17 protein-coding genes are annotated in these 19,878 nt (G+C 43.1%); 7 read left to right on the forward strand and 10 right to left on the reverse strand.

Translation table 11 applies throughout. From position 1 onward, the window contains the following. Nucleotide 1 precedes the first annotated feature (1 nt). Nucleotides 2-1,621 carry an acyl-CoA carboxylase subunit beta gene (locus CYCPU_RS0106120; protein ID WP_020162213.1) on the reverse strand — a complete coding sequence of 540 codons (1,620 nt, stop codon included), beginning with the start codon at nucleotides 1,619-1,621 and terminating at the stop codon, nucleotides 2-4. A 9-nt stretch (nucleotides 1,622-1,630) separates the two neighbouring features. Beyond that, nucleotides 1,631-2,791 (reverse strand): acyl-CoA dehydrogenase family protein, encoded by a 1,161-nt coding sequence (locus CYCPU_RS0106125; protein WP_020162214.1) that lies wholly within the window; start codon nucleotides 2,789-2,791, stop codon nucleotides 1,631-1,633. A gap of 163 nt (nucleotides 2,792-2,954) precedes the next feature. On the opposite strand from CYCPU_RS0106125, the gene CYCPU_RS0106130 reads away from it, so the two are divergent. Beyond that, nucleotides 2,955-3,149 carry a hypothetical protein gene (locus tag CYCPU_RS0106130; RefSeq protein ID WP_020162215.1) on the forward strand — a complete coding sequence of 65 codons (195 nt, stop codon included), beginning with the start codon at nucleotides 2,955-2,957 and terminating at the stop codon, nucleotides 3,147-3,149. A gap of 10 nt (nucleotides 3,150-3,159) precedes the next feature. Here CYCPU_RS0106130 and CYCPU_RS0106135 read toward each other — a convergent pair whose 3' ends face one another. From CYCPU_RS0106135 to CYCPU_RS0106170, 8 genes are all read right to left on the reverse strand, one after another. After that, a complete protein-coding gene (locus CYCPU_RS0106135; RefSeq protein ID WP_020162216.1) occupies nucleotides 3,160-4,602 on the reverse strand; it encodes an NAD-dependent succinate-semialdehyde dehydrogenase in 1,443 nt (480 codons plus the stop codon). Nucleotides 4,603-4,640: 38 nt separating this feature from the next. Then, a complete protein-coding gene (locus CYCPU_RS0106140) occupies nucleotides 4,641-6,737 on the reverse strand; it encodes an acetate--CoA ligase family protein (RefSeq protein WP_020162217.1) in 2,097 nt (698 codons plus the stop codon). A 141-nt stretch (nucleotides 6,738-6,878) separates the two neighbouring features. Then, nucleotides 6,879-7,682 (reverse strand): enoyl-CoA hydratase-related protein, encoded by an 804-nt coding sequence (locus tag CYCPU_RS0106145; RefSeq protein WP_020162218.1) that lies wholly within the window; start codon nucleotides 7,680-7,682, stop codon nucleotides 6,879-6,881. A 14-nt stretch (nucleotides 7,683-7,696) separates the two neighbouring features. Then, complete coding sequence (locus CYCPU_RS0106150; protein ID WP_020162219.1) at nucleotides 7,697-9,028, reverse strand: acetyl-CoA hydrolase/transferase family protein; 1,332 nt, start codon at nucleotides 9,026-9,028, stop codon at nucleotides 7,697-7,699. Nucleotides 9,029-9,101: 73 nt separating this feature from the next. Next, nucleotides 9,102-9,515, reverse strand: coding sequence for a MaoC family dehydratase (locus CYCPU_RS0106155; RefSeq protein ID WP_020162220.1), 414 nt, complete (start codon nucleotides 9,513-9,515; stop codon nucleotides 9,102-9,104). A 15-nt stretch (nucleotides 9,516-9,530) separates the two neighbouring features. Further along, entirely contained in the window at nucleotides 9,531-10,679 is a 1,149-nt protein-coding gene (locus CYCPU_RS0106160; protein ID WP_020162221.1) for an acyl-CoA dehydrogenase family protein, read from the reverse strand. Between the two features lie 26 nt (nucleotides 10,680-10,705). Then, nucleotides 10,706-11,488 (reverse strand): crotonase/enoyl-CoA hydratase family protein, encoded by a 783-nt coding sequence (locus tag CYCPU_RS0106165; protein ID WP_020162222.1) that lies wholly within the window; start codon nucleotides 11,486-11,488, stop codon nucleotides 10,706-10,708. After that, nucleotides 11,478-12,095 (reverse strand): TetR/AcrR family transcriptional regulator, encoded by a 618-nt coding sequence (locus tag CYCPU_RS0106170; RefSeq protein WP_015006038.1) that lies wholly within the window; start codon nucleotides 12,093-12,095, stop codon nucleotides 11,478-11,480. Before CYCPU_RS0106170 ends, CYCPU_RS0106165 begins: the two co-directional genes overlap by 11 nt. 133 nt (nucleotides 12,096-12,228) lie before the next feature. On the opposite strand from CYCPU_RS0106170, the gene CYCPU_RS0106175 reads away from it, so the two are divergent. From CYCPU_RS0106175 to CYCPU_RS0106200, 6 genes are read left to right on the forward strand one after another with little or no spacing between them, the layout of a single operon-like run. Continuing rightward, nucleotides 12,229-13,389 (forward strand): isovaleryl-CoA dehydrogenase, encoded by a 1,161-nt coding sequence (locus CYCPU_RS0106175; RefSeq protein ID WP_020162223.1) that lies wholly within the window; start codon nucleotides 12,229-12,231, stop codon nucleotides 13,387-13,389. 2 nt (nucleotides 13,390-13,391) lie between these two features. Further along, the gene (locus CYCPU_RS0106180) at nucleotides 13,392-14,573 is read left to right on the forward strand and encodes a thiolase family protein (RefSeq protein ID WP_020162224.1); all 1,182 of its coding nucleotides are present in this window, start codon (nucleotides 13,392-13,394) and stop codon (nucleotides 14,571-14,573) included. A gap of 32 nt (nucleotides 14,574-14,605) precedes the next feature. Further along, nucleotides 14,606-16,213, forward strand: coding sequence for a carboxyl transferase domain-containing protein (locus CYCPU_RS0106185; protein ID WP_020162225.1), 1,608 nt, complete (start codon nucleotides 14,606-14,608; stop codon nucleotides 16,211-16,213). A 12-nt stretch (nucleotides 16,214-16,225) separates the two neighbouring features. Further along, entirely contained in the window at nucleotides 16,226-18,229 is a 2,004-nt protein-coding gene (locus tag CYCPU_RS0106190) for an acetyl/propionyl/methylcrotonyl-CoA carboxylase subunit alpha (RefSeq protein ID WP_020162226.1), read from the forward strand. Nucleotides 18,230-18,232: 3 nt separating this feature from the next. Beyond that, nucleotides 18,233-19,132, forward strand: a complete 900-nt coding sequence (locus CYCPU_RS0106195; protein WP_020162227.1) for a hydroxymethylglutaryl-CoA lyase — start codon at nucleotides 18,233-18,235, stop codon at nucleotides 19,130-19,132. Between the two features lie 36 nt (nucleotides 19,133-19,168). Beyond that, entirely contained in the window at nucleotides 19,169-19,870 is a 702-nt protein-coding gene (locus CYCPU_RS0106200; RefSeq protein WP_020162228.1) for a CoA transferase subunit A, read from the forward strand. The last annotated feature ends 8 nt before the right edge of the window (nucleotides 19,871-19,878 follow it).

The raw sequence follows: 19,878 nt of genomic DNA on the forward strand, positions 1-19,878 counted from the left end.
TTTAAATCCTCGCCACGCCAAAGGTATTGGCATCTAATTTGGTTTCACGCCCTTGAACAACAATATCAATCAGCTCGGCAAGCAAACGACGACTTTTACGTGGGTCAATTATGCCTTCATCCCAAACCTGTGAGGTGCAATAAAATGCAGACGAAACACTTGAGTAGTAGTCTAAAATATCTTCTGTTTGCTTGGCTAAAAACGCTTCATCAATCGGCTTATTATTCGCTTTTTGTTTATTTTCATAAACAATGGACATCACCGTTGCGGCTTGCTCGCCCCCCATTACGGCCAAGGTATTAGTGGGCCAGGCAAATAGAAAGTCTGGCTCAAATGAGCGGCCCGACATAGCATAATTTCCTGCACCAAAGGCGCCACCAATATTGAGTGTTATTTTAGGCACAGTGGCATTCGCCACCGCTTGAATAAGCTTGGCACCATTTTTTATCATGCCATTTTGTTCATGCTCAATTCCAACGATAAAACCCGTAGTATTTTGTAAAAAAATCAGTGGTTTATTCGCTTGGCAACAGAGTTGAATAAACTGTGTCGACTTGCCGGCTCCCTTATTAGTAATAGGGCCATTATTTGCAATAATGCCACAATGTTGACCTTCGATTTCTGCAAAACCGCAGATGGTAAACGGATCGTAATTCGCCTTAAATTCAACAAAGTCAGAATCATCAACCAAGCGTGCAATCACTTCACGGCTGTCGTAGGGTTTATGATAATCAGCCGGCACTATGCCGCATAATTCATCAATATCGTATCGCGGTTCTTTATAAGTTTTTCTTGCCGTTGTGGTTAGGCGGTTATTCCAATTTAAACTTTTTACAATTTCTCGGGTCATTTCAAGCGCATGCGCATCATCTTCAGCTAGGTACTCGGCAAGCCCCGATTCACTTGCATGCATCTCAGCGCCACCAAGCTCTTCTTCCTCAGCTATTTCACCGGTTGCTGCTTTTAATAATGGTGGGCCAGCAAGATAAGCTCGGGCTTTATTTTTGACCATCACCACGTAGTCTGACATGCCAGGTATATACGCACCTCCTGCGGTAGATGCGCCATGCACTACCGTAATTTGCGGAATACCCGCGGCAGACGCCTGTGCTTGTGACATAAACCGGTGTCCGGCCAAGTTAAACCCAAGGTGTTGTAGAAATAAATTTCCTCCCCCACTTTGCACTAAACAAATAAAAGGTAACCTAGAGGTACTGGCAATTTCTTGCGCGCGACGTAACTTTTTATACGCATGGGGCATGTTTGTCCCCCCTTTAATCGCCGCATCATTGACATACACCATACACCTTGTGTTTTCTACAAAACCGATACCAACAATAATGCCCGCACCATAAACATTTTCTTCGCCATCATCGTCATGTTGGCCTAGGCCAGCAAGCGTACTAAGCTCAATAAAACTGGCACCTGGGTCTAACAACATGTCTAAACGCCTTCTCGGTAATAACTGCCCTCTTTGCTCAAAGACCGCTTGCTTTCTTTTTGAGGCTAGATGCACCTTATTTTCGAGCTCCTTTAACTGATCGATCAGCGTTAATAACTCTTTCCTATTGTTTTTAAAGGCATCGCTTTGGGTATTTACCTTACTTTGTATAACAGCCATAACGTTTACTTAACTTAGTGATGATGGGTGAATACCCATGCGCTTTGAAACAATTTCAAGCATCACTTCGTTTGCTCCCCCACCGATTGAACACAAGCGCGTATCACGAAAAATACGGCTAATTAAGTTATCCCACATAAAACCTTGCCCACCCCAGTATTGCAGGCAGGCCGAGGGTATGGTTTGTCCTAATTGGCCAACTTTAAATTTAGCCATTGAGGTGAGCATATCGACATCTTCGCCGTTGATATACTTTTCACAAGCATGGTAGATAAGCGCGCGAACAGCCTGAATATCGGTTTGCATTTCTGCTAATTTAAAATAAATATCTTGATTAGCAATTAACGGTTTACCAAATGCTTTACGGTGCTTTGTATATTCAATCGTAATATCTACCGCATCTTGAACTTGACTCAGGTATTTAGACATCGCAAAAAAACGCTCTTCTTGAAACTGTTTCATTTGATATATGAAGCCGCGCCCCTCCTCACCGATACGGTTAGTAACCGGCACTCGTACATCATCAAAGAATAATGGTGCGGTGTCCGAGCTATGCGCACCTAGTTTTTTTAGGCGTTTACCACGCGTTACGCCTTTAGCATCCAGTGGCACAATGATTAGCGATTTATTTTTATGGGGCCCCTTATCGCCACCGGTATTGCATAACAAACAGACCCAATCAGCTTGCGTTGAAGTGGTAATCCACATCTTACTGCCATTAATAACGTATTCGTTACCAATACGGCGTGCTTGCGTTTTAATTGAGGCCACATCTGAACCCGCACCTTCTTCACTCACACCAATACAGCCAACTGATTCCCCTTTGATTGCTGGAACCAGAAAATTACGTCTTAATTCATCACTGCCATAATTTGCCAATGCAGGTGTGCTCATATCTGTTTGTACACCAATGGCTGTTGAAATTCCCGAGCAGTTAATTCGCCCTATTTCTTCGGCAAACACTAAGGAATAGGAATAATCTAATCCTAAGCCTCCCCATTTTTCTGCCTTATTAATGCCGAGAAGTCCTGCGTCTCCCATCTTTTTAAATAACTCATGAGCAGGAAAAATACCGGCTTCTTCCCATTCATCAACAAACGGGGCAATTTGACGCTCAACAAAAGTTGATACCGAGTCACGTAACATGGCATGTTCATGGTTAAACAACATAGTTAATTATTTTTATTATTGGGTTGTTCAGTATAAACAGAAAAATATCAAACTAACAACAGTTAGGTTAAATACTGCAATACATTTTAGATATTAGTGAGTGAGATCAATACTTATTTTTGGCAGGGTCGAAGGGATAACCTTCTATTGCAGAAAGACTTCGATGCCAAACGAAACAATTAAATTTGCAGATATACATTATGAGTTAATAGCGCAACACACCACTAATCCATTGATGATTACACAGATTATCGACGTTTATAACAGCAGTATTTTATTAAGCGCGAGTCCCTGTGTAAAAACACAGGAACTCGCGCAAGCACTAGAGGTTTTAGACGCCGTCGAACGGTATGCTTAGCAACATTCAGCTAAATAGCACTTTGACTAACAAATTTTACAATTCTATAGGCATCCAATCCCTCATAGCCACCTTCACTTCCATAGCCTGATTGACGCCGTCCGCCGAGTGGTGAGTCTAGAAAAACAACTGGGTAACCATTAATACCCACTTTGCCCGAATCTAAATCGCTACCCAGCTTATCAATGGTTTCTTGCGAGCCACTAAATGCATATGAAGCCAGTGCAAAATCAGTATTGTTGGCTTTTTCAATCGCTTCATCATAGCTGCTAAATTTATTAATAATTGCAATCGGGCCAAAAGGCTCTTCTTGCATTATTCTTGCTGTTGCTGGCACATCGGCCAATACCGTCGCTTCATAAAAATTTCCTGGACGATCAAGACGTTTACCACCGGTCATTAAGCGCGCACCTTTACTCACGGCATCTTGAACCAAATCATCTATTTCAGCAGTTCTACGTGGGTTTGCCAAAGGCCCCATTTGAGTATCGTTATCCAAACCATTACCAATCCGAAGTGCTGCAAATTTTTCTGTAAAACCTGTTAAAAATTTATCGTATACAGCCTCTTGCACAAAAAACCGTGTCGGAGAAATGCACACTTGTCCTGAGTTACGGCTTTTAGTCGTTACTGATAAATCAATTGCTTTGTCTAACTTCGCATCATCAAAAACCAATACGGGCGCATGACCACCCAGTTCCATCACACAGGGTTTTGCCTGATCTCCGGCTAACGCAGCCAGTTTTTGACCGACAGGTGTTGAACCGGTGAACGATATTTTTTTAATAACCGGTGATTCAATTAGTTTTTTACTAATCAGCGAAGAATCACCCATAAGTATGTTAACCACACCTTTCGGTAAACCTGCCTTATCAAGTGCATCAACTACCGCCATAAATGAAACTGGGGTTTCTTTTGCGGGTTTAACAATAACCGAACAACCGACAGCTATCGCTGAGGCCATTTTACGCGTTGCTAATGAGGCTGGAAAATTCCATGCAGGAAACGCCGCCACAGGACCTATTGGCTCTTTACGCACGGTTCTGTCTACAAAACCATTTAACTCAGGCAAAGTGCGGTCATCATGGTCCGCAGCTGCCGTAGAACACCATTCCAATAGACATGCGCAATTTTCTACCTCGCCTTTTGAATCTGCAAGCGGTTTTCCATGCTCCATCGTCATACAACGGGCGGTGTGCTCAGCATTTTCGCGAAGAATCGCTGCGGCACGGTGCATAATTTCAATTCGTTCGTCATAACTTGTTTTACGCCATTGTTCAAAAGCGGCTTCAGACGAAGCAAGTGCACGCTCAATCTGCTCTTCATCTGCGATAGGAAATTTAGCTAATACTTCATCTGTCGCTGGGTTTAGTACCTCACCATAGCGACTGGTTTGAGTTACCCACTCACCATCAATAAACAAAGCAGGTTGTGTATAGTCATTGTCTTGCATGTTTGTTCTCCAAATAATTATTTTAGTGTTCAATAACTTTAATAATGCCTTGCCTCATCCATACGAAGGACGAGCGCATCTAAAGCGACTACTTTATCAGCCATCGCACGTAGGGGGTTAATCTCAATACTTGCGACCGTCTCAGTTTTTTGCACCGCCAATACAGACAATCGACTCACCACCTCAGCAACTGCTTGTATATTGATCACAGCTTGGCCACGGGCTCCTTGAAAAATGCCCGCACCACGTAATGATGTCAACATTGATAAAGCTTTGTTTGGCGTAACCGGTGCTAACGACAAACTAAGGTCTTTTAAAACTTCTGTATAAATACCCCCGAGGCCAACCATGATAATCGGCCCAATTGTAGGATCCTGTTGCGTACCAACAATAAAATCAACGCCCTCTTTAATCATTGGGCTCACCAGAAGTCCTTCGATATTGGCCGTCGGTTCACGTTCAGCCACCGTTTTAAACATTGAATGTGCAGCTGTGCGCACAGACTGCTCGTTTAGCAGATCAAGTGCGACACCTCCTGCTTCGGATTTATGTGCAATATCGGCTGAAACAATTTTAATGGCGACAGGAAAGCCAAGCTCTTTAGCACATAGAACTGCCTCTTCTGCAGTGCTAGCAACCTTTTCTTTTAATACAGGGATACCCGCTTGTTGTATCAATCGTTTGGCCTGCGCTTCACTAATTTTTCCTGCCGGCCACTCGGTTGTTGGAATAGAGGGTAATACACTTTGATCTTCATTAACTGTTTGAAAGGCCGTATTAAACTTGGCTAATGCTGATAAGGCCGCAATTGCTCTTGAAGGGTCTTCAAAGAACATCATCCCCGCAGATTCATATTTTTCTTTAATGCTTTCGCTTGACTGACCAATCACAGCAAATGGTTTTTTATGCGTTTTCATACCCGTATCTAGGGCATCAAAAAGCTTATCTCCATGTGCTGGTGATCCGACCCATGAGGTAAAAAATGCAACCAACAAGTCATAATGGCCTTCTTCGCACATGGCCGCTAAACTTTCACCCACTAAGGAAAAGTCATTAAGCGCACTACCGGTGACATCAATTGGGTTGCGCGGTGCACATAACGGATTTCTCGCAATAAGCTTTTTTTGTGCCTCTATAGGCATTGGCGGCACAGGAAGACCGACTTCCTCGGCGGCATCTGCCATTAGTACCCCTGCACCACCTGATACCGTTAAAATACCTAATTTATTGCCATTGGCAGGTGGCGAAATACTGAAGGCGTAGAGGATATCAAACATTTGCTCGGTTGTTTTCGCACGTTGCGCACCGTATTGATCAATTAGTGCTTGGAAGCTTGCATCGGAGCCTGTTAACGATGCTGTATGCGATTGAACCGCCTTTGAACCAACCTCGGATACGCCGACCTTCATAATAACAATCGCTTTACCTTTAGCACGCGCTTTTTCAAGCGCGCGAATCAATACTTTTGGCTTTTTAACCCCTTCCATATAACAACCAACGACATCAACTGTCTCTGAATCGATCAAATATTCCAGACACTCGGCCACCGTCAAATCTGATTCATTACCGGTGGATACCCATTTTGAAACCCCTAAACGCCGAGTTTTGGCCATCGTCAACAAATGTGTGCCGTATGCGCCCGATTGAGTAATCAGGCCAACGCGCCCGTTGATTGGAAAGCCCCCTTCCAAACCAGAGGTAAAGGTAGGACAGTTTCCGGCATCTCCATTGTATAAACCTAAACAATTAGGTCCAAGAATGCGCATACCGTAACGCTGCACAATGTGGTCCAGTTGAACTTGTAATAAATCACCCACCTCACCTTGTTCAGAAAAGCCAGCGGAAAAAAGCACCACTGCCTTAACGCCCTTATCGCCACACGCTGTTAAAGCCTCGGCCACCAAATTAGCTGAAATAGCTAGTACCGCTAAATCAACCTGATCGGGAATCGATGTGATATTAGGGTATGCTTTTAAGCCTTGAATCTCCGTTCTTTTCGGGTTGACAGGATAAATACGTCCTTTAAAACCAGCCTTTAAATAATAGTCTAGCGGTCGCCCACCGATTCGCGCAGGGTTAGATGAGGCGCCAATAACCGCCACTGATCTCGGTTCAAATAGTGCTTTTAAACTCATAAACCTGCTCCTTTATGTATTCAACACCACAATTTATCGCGCGCTCTTTAAAAAAAAACTAACCGTCTCATTTAAAAATTACGACAAAAATTTATTTAAATTAAAGCAATATAAACAGTAAGTTAAAGAAACTATTTATTGTTATTTATTAGATTTTTTATTGAAAAAATTTTCTAACGCTGCTTGGTGCTCAGCGGTATGGTGAAACATCGCTTGATTTGCTGAACAAAGATCCAAGTGATCGGCATAACTTAAGCTATCGGTTGATTTTAGTAATCGTTTAGTGACCACGAGTGTTTCGCGTGATTTTTCTGCAATACTGCTTGCCAGTTCTGTTGCGGCTGTCATCAGTTGGTCATGTTCAACTAGCTTTAATAAAAGCCCCATTTCCAAGGCCTCTTGGGCAGCCACTGTTTTGCCCGTCAAAATTAATTCTGCTGCCTTTTGTGCACCTACGGTTTTACGTAACAACCAGCAGGCACCATCGCCAGGAATAACGGCTAAATTTAAAAATGAAGAGCAAAAACTGGCTCGTTCCGAGGCAATTCTAATGTCGCATAATAAGGCCATATCAAAACCTGCCCCGGCCGCCGCACCATTAACAGCTGCAATAATCGGTATTTCAATGGAGTACAGTAATTTAGATAAGCTATGAATGCCTTTGCGATAATTGTTTTGCACCGCCAACTGATCACCTGCAAACATTTTTTCTCGATTGAGCATGTCTTTAACATTACCACCCGAGGAAAACCCTTTACCTTCACCGGTCAAAATACAAACCGATACAGCTGGGTTATCTTGAATACCCATAAAAACCGTTTTAACTTCTTCTAATAACGTAGGGTCCGTAATCGCGTTACGTGAGGCAGGGTCATTTAACGTCACCGTTGCAATTTTATTATTTATTTCTAATTTAACTGTTTTATAGCTCAATTTTTTATCCACTTAATGGCTGCAGGCTAGCAATAACGACGTGACACAATGCCACTGTCACGTGCTTGCTGTAACAAGCTTTCACGGTCATCGGGGTGCGCAATGCTGATCAGTGCTAATGCTCTTTCACTGATGCTTTTACCTTTCAAATTAACAATACCAAATTCGGTCACAACATACATCGTATCCGACCTAGGTGTTGTCACGACGGTCCCCTCTTCTAGCCCGGGCACAATTCTAGAGCGAGGTCGGCCTTCTTTATCCTTAAACCTAGATGAAAGGCAGATAAACGACTTCCCGCCTTTAGAAGCCACTGCCCCACGGACAAATTGCAACTGCCCCCCAGTACCTGAAATTTGCCGATGACCATTACTCTCTGAGGCCACTTGACCGGTTAAATCCACTTGCAAACAGTTGTTAATAGAAATCACATTGTCATTTTGTGCAATTTTGTTTGTCAGGTTTGTTTCATCCACAGGAATGCTGACACACAATGCATTTTTATGAATAAAGTCATACGTTCTTTTGGAACCCAACGCAAAGGTATAGACAATTTGACCACGATAAGTTTGCTTGTAGTTCCCTGTTACTTTTCCTTTTTCAACCAGATCTACCATCCCATCAACAAACATCTCCGTATGAATCCCGAGGTCCTTGATAGTTGAATGTGCTAAAGCAGAACATACCGCATTTGGCATTCCACCAATGCCAATTTGCAAGCAACTTCTATCCTTTATCAGTGGCACAATATAATCAGCGACTTGCCGGTCAATATCGCTAATAGGTGCGCTTGGTAACTCAAATAATGGCGCACTATCACCTTGAAAAACAGCCGCTACCTCACTGATATGAACGGTGTTTTCATTACCGTAACAAACAGGAATGGCGCTGGATGTTTCTATGATAATTTTTTTCGCTATATCACAACACGCTCGTGCAAATGTGTTGGAAACACCAAAATTAAAATAACCATGCTGGTCCATCGGTGATGTTTTTAATACCAACACATCTGTTTTTAAATATTCGCGATAGATATGAGGGCCTTCTCCAAAATTAAAGGGGATATAACTAACCACTCCTTGTTCAGATTTTTTTCTATCGTAGCCAGAAAAATGCCAATTTTGATATTCAAAGTGCTGTTGATCTGGGTCCTGTTCAATAATTTGCCTAGCAGCGACCGACAATGTACCTCTAACAATCACATCTTTTAATCGATCTTTCTGTTTGGCTAACTCAGTATCAAATATATCTGATTGCGTAACACTAAACCCATAATCAATGGTGTCGCCACTGTTAACTAACGCTACCGCCTCGCTAACGCTCACCATTTTTTCCTGAAGCATTTGTTGTACTGGCATGTATCCCCCCAAGCCTAACGATCTCTATATTATTTTTATAATGTTTTACCGAGTACGCTTCGTACTCAAAAAACTATGGTTTCATCATTGCACAATCACCAATAACTACTTTTGTCTCTCCAACCATACATACCGTATCTAATTTAACAATTTTCTTATCGATATTAATATCAGTAATGGTGACCTTCGTTTTAACCGTATCGCCAATTTTAACCGGTGCTTTAAACTTCATATTTTGGCCTAAATAAATACTGCCCGGCCCAGGCAATTTCATCGCTAATGTTGCACTAATAAAACCTGCTGACAGCATGCCATGAGCAATTCGTCCTTTAAACATGCTTTGTTTGGCATATTCTTCATCAATATGAGCGGGGTTAAAATCACCCGTAATACCGGCAAATAAAATAATATCTGCTTCCGTCACTGTTTTGCTCATAGAGGCAGACTGCCCCACCTTCATTTCTTCAACACTAAACCCTTCTGACATTTTTATTCCTTTTATTTAATTAATCATTCTTTTTGAAACTTCTTCGAGCATTACCTCAGTAGCACCGCCGGCAATGGCTTGAATACGAGCATCACGATACATTCTTTCTATTGCACTTTCACGAACATAGCCAAAGCCACCATGAAATTGAAGACAGTCATACATGACTTCATTCACCAGTTCACCGCAGTAGGCTTTCACCATAGAGACTTCTTTTATGCAATCAAGCCCTTGTGCATCTAACCAAGCAGAATGATAAACAAGTTGCTTACCCGCCTCAACACGCGCCGCCAATGCGGCTAAGCGCTGACGTATCGCTTGTTTATCAAATAGCACACCACCGAATGCTTTACGTGTTGTCACATAGTCCATTGTTAGCTCAAGCGCTTTAGAAGCCTCGCCCATTGACTGGGCACCTAACACAAGGCGTTCGTTTTGGAAATTACGCATAATGGAATAAAAGCCTTTATTAATCTCGCCGATTATATTGTCTGCTGGCACGCGACAATTATCAAAAATTAACTCCGCAGTATCTGACGATAACCAACCCATTTTTTTAAGGTTTTTACCAACACTAAACCCAAGGGTGCCTTTTTCAACCGCAAATATAGTAATACCGCGCGACGGTTTGACATCCATATCTGTTTTTGCCGCAACAAAAAACAAATCACCGTGTACGCCATTGGTAATAAACATTTTTGAACCGTTCAATACATAGTCATTACCGTCTTTTACTGCACGGGTTTTCATCGCAGCAACATCAGAGCCGACATCCGGTTCTGTTACCGCAACACCGGTAATTTTTTGTCCAGAGATAATCTCGCTCATGTATTTATTTAATTGCTGTTTATTACCAAAATTATCTAAATGAGGGGACGCCATATCTGTATGTACTAACACCGTCACTGCTAAACCGCCAAAGGTTGAACGGCCAAGTTCTTCAGCCAAAATAACAGACCCCAAAGCATCCATTTCACTACCTCCATAGTCAGTTGAATAACGAATACCCAGAAAGCCTAAATCACCCATTTGCTGTAAAATTTCTCTCGGGATATAGCCTTTTTCTTCCCATTCATCAGCAACAGGCACTACCTTTTGTTCAACAAATCGTCGAATCTGATCGCGTAAAATCGTGTGCTCTTCAGAAAAATAAATTGAATTCATTCAATACCACTCCTAAGACTAAAAACTTAAGCCCAGCTTGCTTTGCGTTTATTTAAAAAGGCTTCTATGCCTTCTTTACCTTCTTCTGTTTCCCAGGCATCCGCCAAATTATCGGCCGTGTAAATTGCATTTTCTTCTGCTGTATGGGTATCTACATAGTCAATGAGTTTTTTAGTCGAGGCAATCGCTCCAGGCGCGCACTTTAAAATCATTTTTACTTCTGTTTCTATCGCTTGATCTAGTTCAGCAACTGTTACAACATCTGTTAAAAGGCCGATTGTTTTTGCTTCCGTCGCACCAAACACTCTTGCGTTTAAAAAGTTTCTGCGTGCATTTGCTGCACCAATTCGTTTAACGACATACGGTGAAATAGTCGCGGGGGTCAGCCCCAATTTCACTTCTGTTAAGGCAAATTTTGCTGTCTCAACGCCGATACTAATATCGCACACCGACACCATACCAACACCACCACCATAAGCTGGCCCCTGAATACGGCCTATTATAGGTTTACTTAAGTTGTTTAAAGCCGCTAACATTTTTGCAAGTTTGCTAGTTTCTTCTACACGTTGCGCTCTTGTTTTACTGATATTGCTTTCCATCCACTTTAAATCACCGCCGGCACAAAATGTTTTACCTGCTCCCGTTAAAACAACCACACGAACAGCAGCATCCAATTCCACAGTGGCACAAATATGTTGCATCTCTTGGATAAAATCAGCACTCATAGCATTGTGTACGATTGGTCGATTGAAGGTCACATAAGCCACCCCTCTATCATCAATATCCATAATTATGTTTTTATACTGCACCGTGCTCTCCATCTACATAACAACCATTAAGAAACAAATCAGCTTGTGATTGTGCAATTGCTTCCACGCTTGCGCCACTATCAACATACCAAATACTTGCCCAATTCATACTCCCGAAAATGGCAAGACGCAATAAATGCTTATCTACCCCTGTACGTATAACACCATCTTTTTCAGCTTGCTCGAATAAATCACGCCAAAAATTCTCATAAGCATCACGGTCAGGTTGTGCCGCATTATGAACGGTTTCTGGCACTTGCCCATAATTCCTAATACTGGCTAAGGTATAGTCCGAGTGCCGCAAGATAGCGATTAAATGCCCCCGAATAGCAGCCCGTAACAAGTCAGGAAAAGAAGGCGCCTTAGCCAACTGTTCTACTTCGTATTCAACAATATCTCGGATCAGATGGACACTTTTATTAAGTACTTCCTGCACTAAGGCTTCTTTTGAGTTGAAGTGATAATACAAACTCCCTGCCTGCATGTTTATTGATTCTGCAATATCTTTTAAATAAGTTCCATGATAGCCATGCTGACTTAATTTTTTAGCCGCTGCATCTAAAATTAACTGACGGGTAACGGAGCTTTTTTTTATTGTATTTGTCACTGAACCTAACCCTTTGATGAAGCCATAGTTTAAATCTAATGCAGATTAGATTCTAATTAGCGTTAGAATGAGTATAGTGATATGATCCGGCAAACGCAATATACAATAACTCAAATAAACACAAGGAAATCCAATGACTTTTAATGTTCAAATTAATGATGAAGTGGATGCGTTACGTGAGGCTGTACGTAAGTTTGCAAACGGTGAAATCGCCCCACTCGCTGAATCTGTTGATAAAGACAATGAATTTCCAAATCAACTTTGGCGTGCCTTTGGAGACATGGGTTTATTAGGCATGACTATTCCTGAAGAATACGGTGGAACTGGGCTAAATTACCTATCACACCTTGTCGTCATGGAAGAAATATCAAGAGCCTCTGCCTCTATCGGTTTATCTTACGGCGCTAATTCAAACCTTTGCTTAAACAACCTTTACCTAAATGGTAGTGAGGAACAACGATATAAATATTTACCTAAACTCTGTACGGGTGAATATATTGGCGCTTTGGCTATGTCTGAACCCGGGGCAGGTTCAGATGTCGTCGGTTCAATGAGTTGTAAAGCCGAAAAAAAGGGTGATAAATGGGTCGCCAACGGTAACAAAATGTGGATTACCAATGGCCCCGACGCTGACGTGTTGATTGTGTATATGCGCACTGCTGGACCAGAAGCCGGTTCACGCTGCATGACTGCTTTTATTGTAGAAAAGAGCATGCCTGGTTTTTCAACCGCACAAAAACTAGATAAGCTTGGTATGCGTGGCTCTAATACCTGTGAATTGGTTTTTGAAAACTGCGAAATTCCTGAAGAAAATGTACTTGGCAACGTTAACGAAGGGGTTAAAGTTCTAATGAGCGGCCTTAATACCGAGCGCATGGTGCTATCCGGTGGCCCTATCGGCATTATGCAAGCGACCATGGATATTTGCTTACCGTATATTCATGAACGGAAACAATTTGGTAAACCTATTGGCCTGTTTGAGCTAATGCAAGGAAAAATGGCCGATATGTACGTTGCTCTTCAATCAACGCGAGCTTTTGCTTATCGTGTGGCTGAACAATATGACAAAGGCAATGATTCACGTAAAGATGCTGCTGGGCTTTTACTATTTGCTTCAGAAAATGCTGTAAAAGTTGCCTTAGAAGGCATCCAAACGTTAGGCGGTAATGGCTATATTAATGAGTTCCCTACTGGCCGTTTACTACGAGATGCCAAACTTTATGATATTGGCGCCGGTACCAACGAAATTCGTCGGATGTTAATTGGCCGTGAATTATTTGAAGATACAAAATAGATATGAATAAAAAAAGCGTTGTTATTGTTGCCGCCAAACGAACGGCTTTAGGTAGTTTTCAAGGTCAATTTTCCTCGCTTAGCGCATCAGACCTTGGCAGTTACGCCATAAGCGCCGCTATCGAAGATAGCCATATTGAACCCACTCAAGTAGACAGCGTGCATATGGGCTGCGTATTACCTGCCGGACAAGGCCAAGCACCCGCACGGCAAGCCTCATTAAAAGCAGGTCTACCGCTATCGGTCCCTTGTAATACTGTTAACAAAATGTGTGGATCTGGCATGCAAGCGGTGATGTACGGCTATAACCAAATATTCGCGGGCGATGCTAACTGCGTGGTCGCAGGTGGCATGGAATCGATGACTAATGCTCCCTACCTTTCAACCAAACTACGTGGGGGCCTTAAAATGGGCCACAGCGAAATGATTGATCATATGTTTCACGATGGCCTGCAAGATGTTAAACATGGCAAATTAATGGGTTCATTTGCTGAACTGTGCGCAGAAAAATACGGCTTCACGCGTGAACAACAAGATGATTTTGCCATTACCTCATTGCAGCGAGCTAATGCAGCGACTCAATCAACGGCTTTTGAGTCTGAAATAACACCGGTTGTCGTTAAAAATCGCAAAGCTGAAACGCGCTATGCAACTGATGAACAACCGGCTAAGGCCGACCTTAACAAAATCAAAACACTACGTCCTGCTTTTAAAAAAGATGGCACGGTTACCGCCGCCAATGCCTCGTCTATTTCTGACGGTGCGGCTGCCTTAGTGCTAATGGATGCAGATGAAGCGCGCAAACAAGGCCTGCAAGCGCTTGCAACCATCACCGCGCAAGCAGCACATGCACAAGACCCTGATTGGTTCAGCACCGCGCCTATTGTTGCTATTCAAAAAGTATTAGAAAAATCTGGTTGGACTATTAACGATGTTGATTTATTTGAAATAAATGAAGCCTTTGCTGTAGTAACCATGGCAGCCATTGAAACGCTTAATTTAGACCCTGACAAAGTGAATGTTAATGGTGGTGCATGTGCCTTAGGTCACCCGATTGGTGCATCAGGCGCGCGCGTTCTAGTCACATTAATTCACGCATTAAAAGCTAGGCAACTGACTAAAGGGGTCGCCACGCTATGTATTGGCGGCGGCGAAGCCACTGCAATGGCGATTGAAATAATTTAACGCTGAGCACTTAACAATTATTAAGGTAAACAATGCCGGTCATTAAATCAAAAATTGAACCAGCATCTGCTGATTTCAAAGCAAACACGATTCAAATGGAATCGCTTGTTGATGAACTTAACGAACGCATCACTAGCGCTGCCAAAGGTGGCGGCGAACGTGCACGTAAAAAACATTTAGCTCGCAATAAACTACTGCCAAGAGATCGGATTAAAGCCTTACTGGACCCAGGCAGTGCTTTTTTAGAGCTATCGCAGTTAGCCGCTTATGGCATGTATGATGATGCTGCACCTGCAGCAGGCATCATTACCGGTATTGGCCGCATCCACGGTGGCGAAGTGATGATTATTGCGAATGACGCCACCGTTAAAGGCGGAACCTATTACCCACTCACCGTCACCAAGCACCTACGAGCACAAGAAATTGCCGCTGAAAACCGCCTACCCTGTATTTACCTGGTTGACTCTGGTGGTGCCTTTTTACCTCTACAGCACGAAGTATTCCCCGGCAAAGAACATTTTGGCCGTTTCTTTTATAACCAAACACGAATGTCTGCTGATGGCATTCCACAAATTGCCGTAGTGATGGGCTCCTGTACCGCTGGCGGCGCTTATATCCCATCACTGTGTGACGAGTCTATTATTGTTCGCGAACAAGGCACTATCTTTTTAGGTGGCCCGCCTTTAGTGAAAGCCGCTACCGGTGAACAAGTCTCTTCTGAAGAGCTAGGCGGCGCAGAGCTACACTGTAAGCAATCGGGCGTTACCGACCATATTGCTGAAGATGACTCGCATGCCCTGTCCATTGCACGTAACGTTATTGAGCACCTCAACGAAACCAAAGAGCTGCAGGTAAAAGTTCGTGAGTCCCGCGAGCCATTATATCCAAGCGACGATATTTTAGGCATTATTCCTAAAGACCCAAAACAACCGTACGACATACGCGAAATTATTGCCCGCTTAGTAGATGGTTCTGAATTCCAAGAATTTAAACCGCTGTATGGCCCAACGCTAGTGTGTGGTTTTGCCCATATCCACGGTTATCCAGTTGGCATTATCGCCAATAATGGTATTTTATTTTCACCCTCAGCACTGAAAGGCACGCATTTTATTGAGTTGTGCAATCAACGTGGCATTCCACTTCTATTTTTACAAAATATTACTGGCTTTATGGTCGGTAAAAAATACGAAGAAGAAGGTATCGCAAAAAATGGTGCCAAAATGGTCACCGCTGTGTCTTGCGCTAGTGTGCCAAAGTTCACCGTGTTAATTGGTGGCTCCTATGGCGCCGGTAACTACGGCATGTGTGGCCGTGCGTTTGGCGCACGTATGCTTTGGAGCTGGCCAAACTCTCGTATTTCAACCATGGGTGGCGAGCAAGCAGCCGCTGTACTGGCAACAGTTAAACGTGATGCACTTGAAGCCGCTGGCGAGAGCTGGGCTGATGAAGAGGAAGAAAACTTCAAAGCACCTATCTTGGCCCAATTTGAAGAGCAAGCTAACCCCTATTTTGCTACTGCTAGACTTTGGGACGATGGCTTAATCGACCCACGAGATACTCGCCGAATTCTCGGCCTATCACTCGCTGTAGCCGCTAAAACGCCAATAGAAAAAGCCAATTTCGGCGTTTTTAGAATGTAGAGAGTTGATCGAATGTTTAAAAAAATACTCATAGCAAACCGTGGTGAAATCGCTTGTCGGGTGATCTCCACACTAAAAAAAATGGGCATCACCAGTGTGGCTGTTTATTCCGACGCAGACCGTCATGCACGCCATGTAACACTAGCTGATGAGGCTTATTATATTGGTGCTTCAAGGCCAGATGAATCTTACCTAAAAGCGGATGACTTACTGGCACTCGCTAAAAAGAAAAACATTGATGCCATTCATCCTGGCTATGGTTTTTTATCTGAAAACAGCCACTTTGCACAGGCCTGCTCAGAGGCGAAAATTACCTTTATTGGCCCCTCGGCTGACTGTATTGAAAAAATGGGCGCTAAAGATGCAGCAAAAGCGCTTATGGAAGCTGCCAATGTGCCGGTTGTGCCTGGTTATCATGGTGAAAATCAAGCACCAGAACACTTGCAAAAACAAGCTGAAAAAGTAGGCTTCCCCTTATTAATAAAAGCGGTGTCTGGCGGTGGTGGTAAAGGCATGCGTGTTGTTAACAAAGCCGCTGAGTTTGCTAAATTGCTAGACTCAGTAAAACGTGAAGCGATGAATGCCTTTGCTGATGACCGTATCTTACTCGAACGCTATATCAGCAAGCCTCGTCATATAGAGTTCCAAATATTTGGTGACTGTCATGAAAACTACGTACATTTACACGAACGCGAATGTTCATTACAACGTCGTCATCAAAAAATTATTGAAGAAACGCCCTCGCCCTTCTTAGACGAAAAAACACGTCAAGCCATGGGTATTGCTGCTGTTAATGCGGCACGTGCTATTCGTTATTCGGGCGCTGGAACTATCGAGTTCATCGTCGGTGAAGACCGTTCTTTTTACTTTATGGAAATGAACACACGCCTTCAAGTAGAACACCCTGTGACCGAAATGGTCAGTGGGCAAGACTTGGTTGAATGGCAAATTCGTGTTGCCGCTGGTCAAGCCCTTCCCTTAAAACAAGAGCAAATCCCGCGTACAGGCCATTCGTTTGAGGCACGCCTCTATGCTGAAAACCCTAACAATCAATTTCTACCATCCACCGGCAAACTTCAGCATTTACGTTTCCCCACAAGCGATAAAAATCTGCGCATTGAAACCGGGGTAGAACAAGGCGACAGCATCAGTGTGTTTTATGACCCAATGATCGCAAAATTAGTGGTTTGGGGTGAAGACCGCGAAACAGCACGTAAACGTTTATTAAATGCCTTAGGCGAAACCGGCATTATTGGCGTTGAAAACAATATTGCCTTCTTAGAAACATTGGCAACACACCCAGACTTTATTGAAAACAAGATTGATACTCAATACATTGATAAAAAGTTAGACAGGCTTCTTGCAGATAGCGAAGTGGAACTACCGGAAAATGTCTTACTTGCTGCAACAGTAAAGCGTCTTATTGAGGGTAAGCAATTAGTTAAGGAAATGGCAGCCACATCAGCTGATGGTAATTCGCCTTGGTTTGATACCACTGGTTGGCGACCCAATGGGCAAAGCCAGCGCAGCCTATTTTTTAACTATGAGGAAACCGATGAGATAGAAGTTAAAGTGACCGAGAATGATGAACACTTTATTTTCCATCTAGACGATGATCTAGATGTTATCGCTGAATCCTTGGCTAACGATGCCATCCGATTACAAATTAATGGCAGCTGGGAGCGTTTTATAGTCTTAAGGCACGAGACAAGCCTGCTTATTTCTTGGAAAAACCGTTGGTACGCCCTAACTGAAATGAACCCTTTCGAACCCGACCTGTCAACAATGAGCGCTAATTCAAACATTATTGCGCCAATGCCTGGTAAGTTATTGAAAGTCTTAGTAGCTAATGGTGATGCCGTTTTTGCAGGCCAAGCACTGACGATTATTGAAGCGATGAAAATGGAACATACCTTAAACGCACCCTTTGATGGTGAGATTGATCAAGTATTTTATAGCGAGGACGATTTTGTAGAAGCAGATGCCACCTTAATTACTTTTAAGGAACAGGCGTAAAGCATGCTTCACAATTATCCAAGCCAAGTAAGAATTGTAGACGTCTCACCACGTGATGGCCTGCAAAATATTAAAACCACTGTCCCCACTGAGGTTAAAACTACCTTAATAAACAAACTGTGTGATTCCGGCATTCAACATATAGAAGTAGCCAGCTTTGTTAGCCCTAAATGGGTGCCACAAATGGCAGATGCAGAAGCTGTTCTACAACAATTACCGCCTAGAGAAGGTACTTCGTATATCGCATTAACTCCTAACCTTCGTGGGTTTGAACGTGCGATTGACAGTGGTGCTAAAGAGGTCGCAATTTTTGCTGCCGCCTCAGAAACCTTCAGCCAAAAAAACACCAATTGTAGTATTGCCCAATCGCTTGAACGCTTCGAACTCATCATGCTCAAAGCAGCTACTTTGGGAGTTCGCGTTCGCGGTTATACCTCCTGCGTTTTAGGCTGTCCCTATGAAGGCGATGTAGCTGTTGCTGAGGTTGTTCGAGTATCCAAAGCACTAATTGATATGGGTTGTTATGAAGTATCGTTAGGCGACACTATAGGCATTGGAACACCCATCAAAGCACGTGAAATGATCGCAGCTGTTATTAAAGCAGTGCCAGCAGAAAAACTAGCGCTGCACTTCCACGATACGCGAGGGCAAGCATTAGCTAACATTTTGGCCTGTTTAGAGTATGGAGTGGCAAATATTGATGCCTCAGTCGCTGGCCTAGGTGGCTGCCCTTATGCCGCGGGCGCATCGGGTAATGTTTCAACTGAAGATGTTGTTTACATGTTACATGGCATGGGCATTGAAACTGGTATTGATTTAAAAAAATTAGTAGCCGCTGGGCACTACATTAGCGAGCAAATTGCTGGACCTAATCTTAGTAAAGTTGGCGCAGTCTACAAATAAGCCTTATACATAAAAAAATTAAACAGGAGTAAAACCATGAGTGGTTTTAACAAAGTGGTATCAAACTACCAAGAAGCAATGGCTGGACTAGCAGATAATATGACCATTATTGCTGGTGGTTTTGGGCTTTGTGGCATTCCTGAGGGCTTGATCAGCGAAATTAAACATAGCGGCGTTAAGGGTTTAACTATCGTCTCCAATAACTGCGGTACCGATCACTTTGGCCTAGGCATGTTATTAGAAGACAAGCAGATTAAAAAAATGGTTTCCTCGTATGTAGGTGAAAATGCAGAATTTGAACGCCAATATCTATCTGGTGAACTTGAGGTGGAACTCACCCCACAAGGCACCTTAGCTGAAAAAATGCGTGCCGGTGGTGCTGGCATACCTGCTTTTTATACGGCGACTGGTGTTGGAACCCTTGTAGCTGAAGGCAAAGAGCTTAAGCAGTTTAATGGCCGAGACTATATTTTAGAAGAAAGTATTAGCGGTGATTTTGCCATTGTAAAAGCATGGAAAGCAGACAAAACGGGGAACCTCATTTACCGTAATACCGCCATGAATTTCAACCCAATGGCGGCTACCGCAGGCAAAATATCCGTTGTTGAAGTTGAAGAAATTGTTGAGGTGGGTGAGCTTGACCCAAACCATATTCATACTCCCGGTATTTACGTTGACCGTATCATCCAAGGAAGTTTCGAAAAACGTATTGAAAAAATCACTCTAGCTAAAAATTAAGGAGCCTC

Source organism: Cycloclasticus pugetii PS-1, from assembly GCF_000384415.1.
In the GTDB taxonomy this organism is placed as follows: Bacteria; Pseudomonadota; Gammaproteobacteria; order Methylococcales; family Cycloclasticaceae; genus Cycloclasticus; species Cycloclasticus pugetii.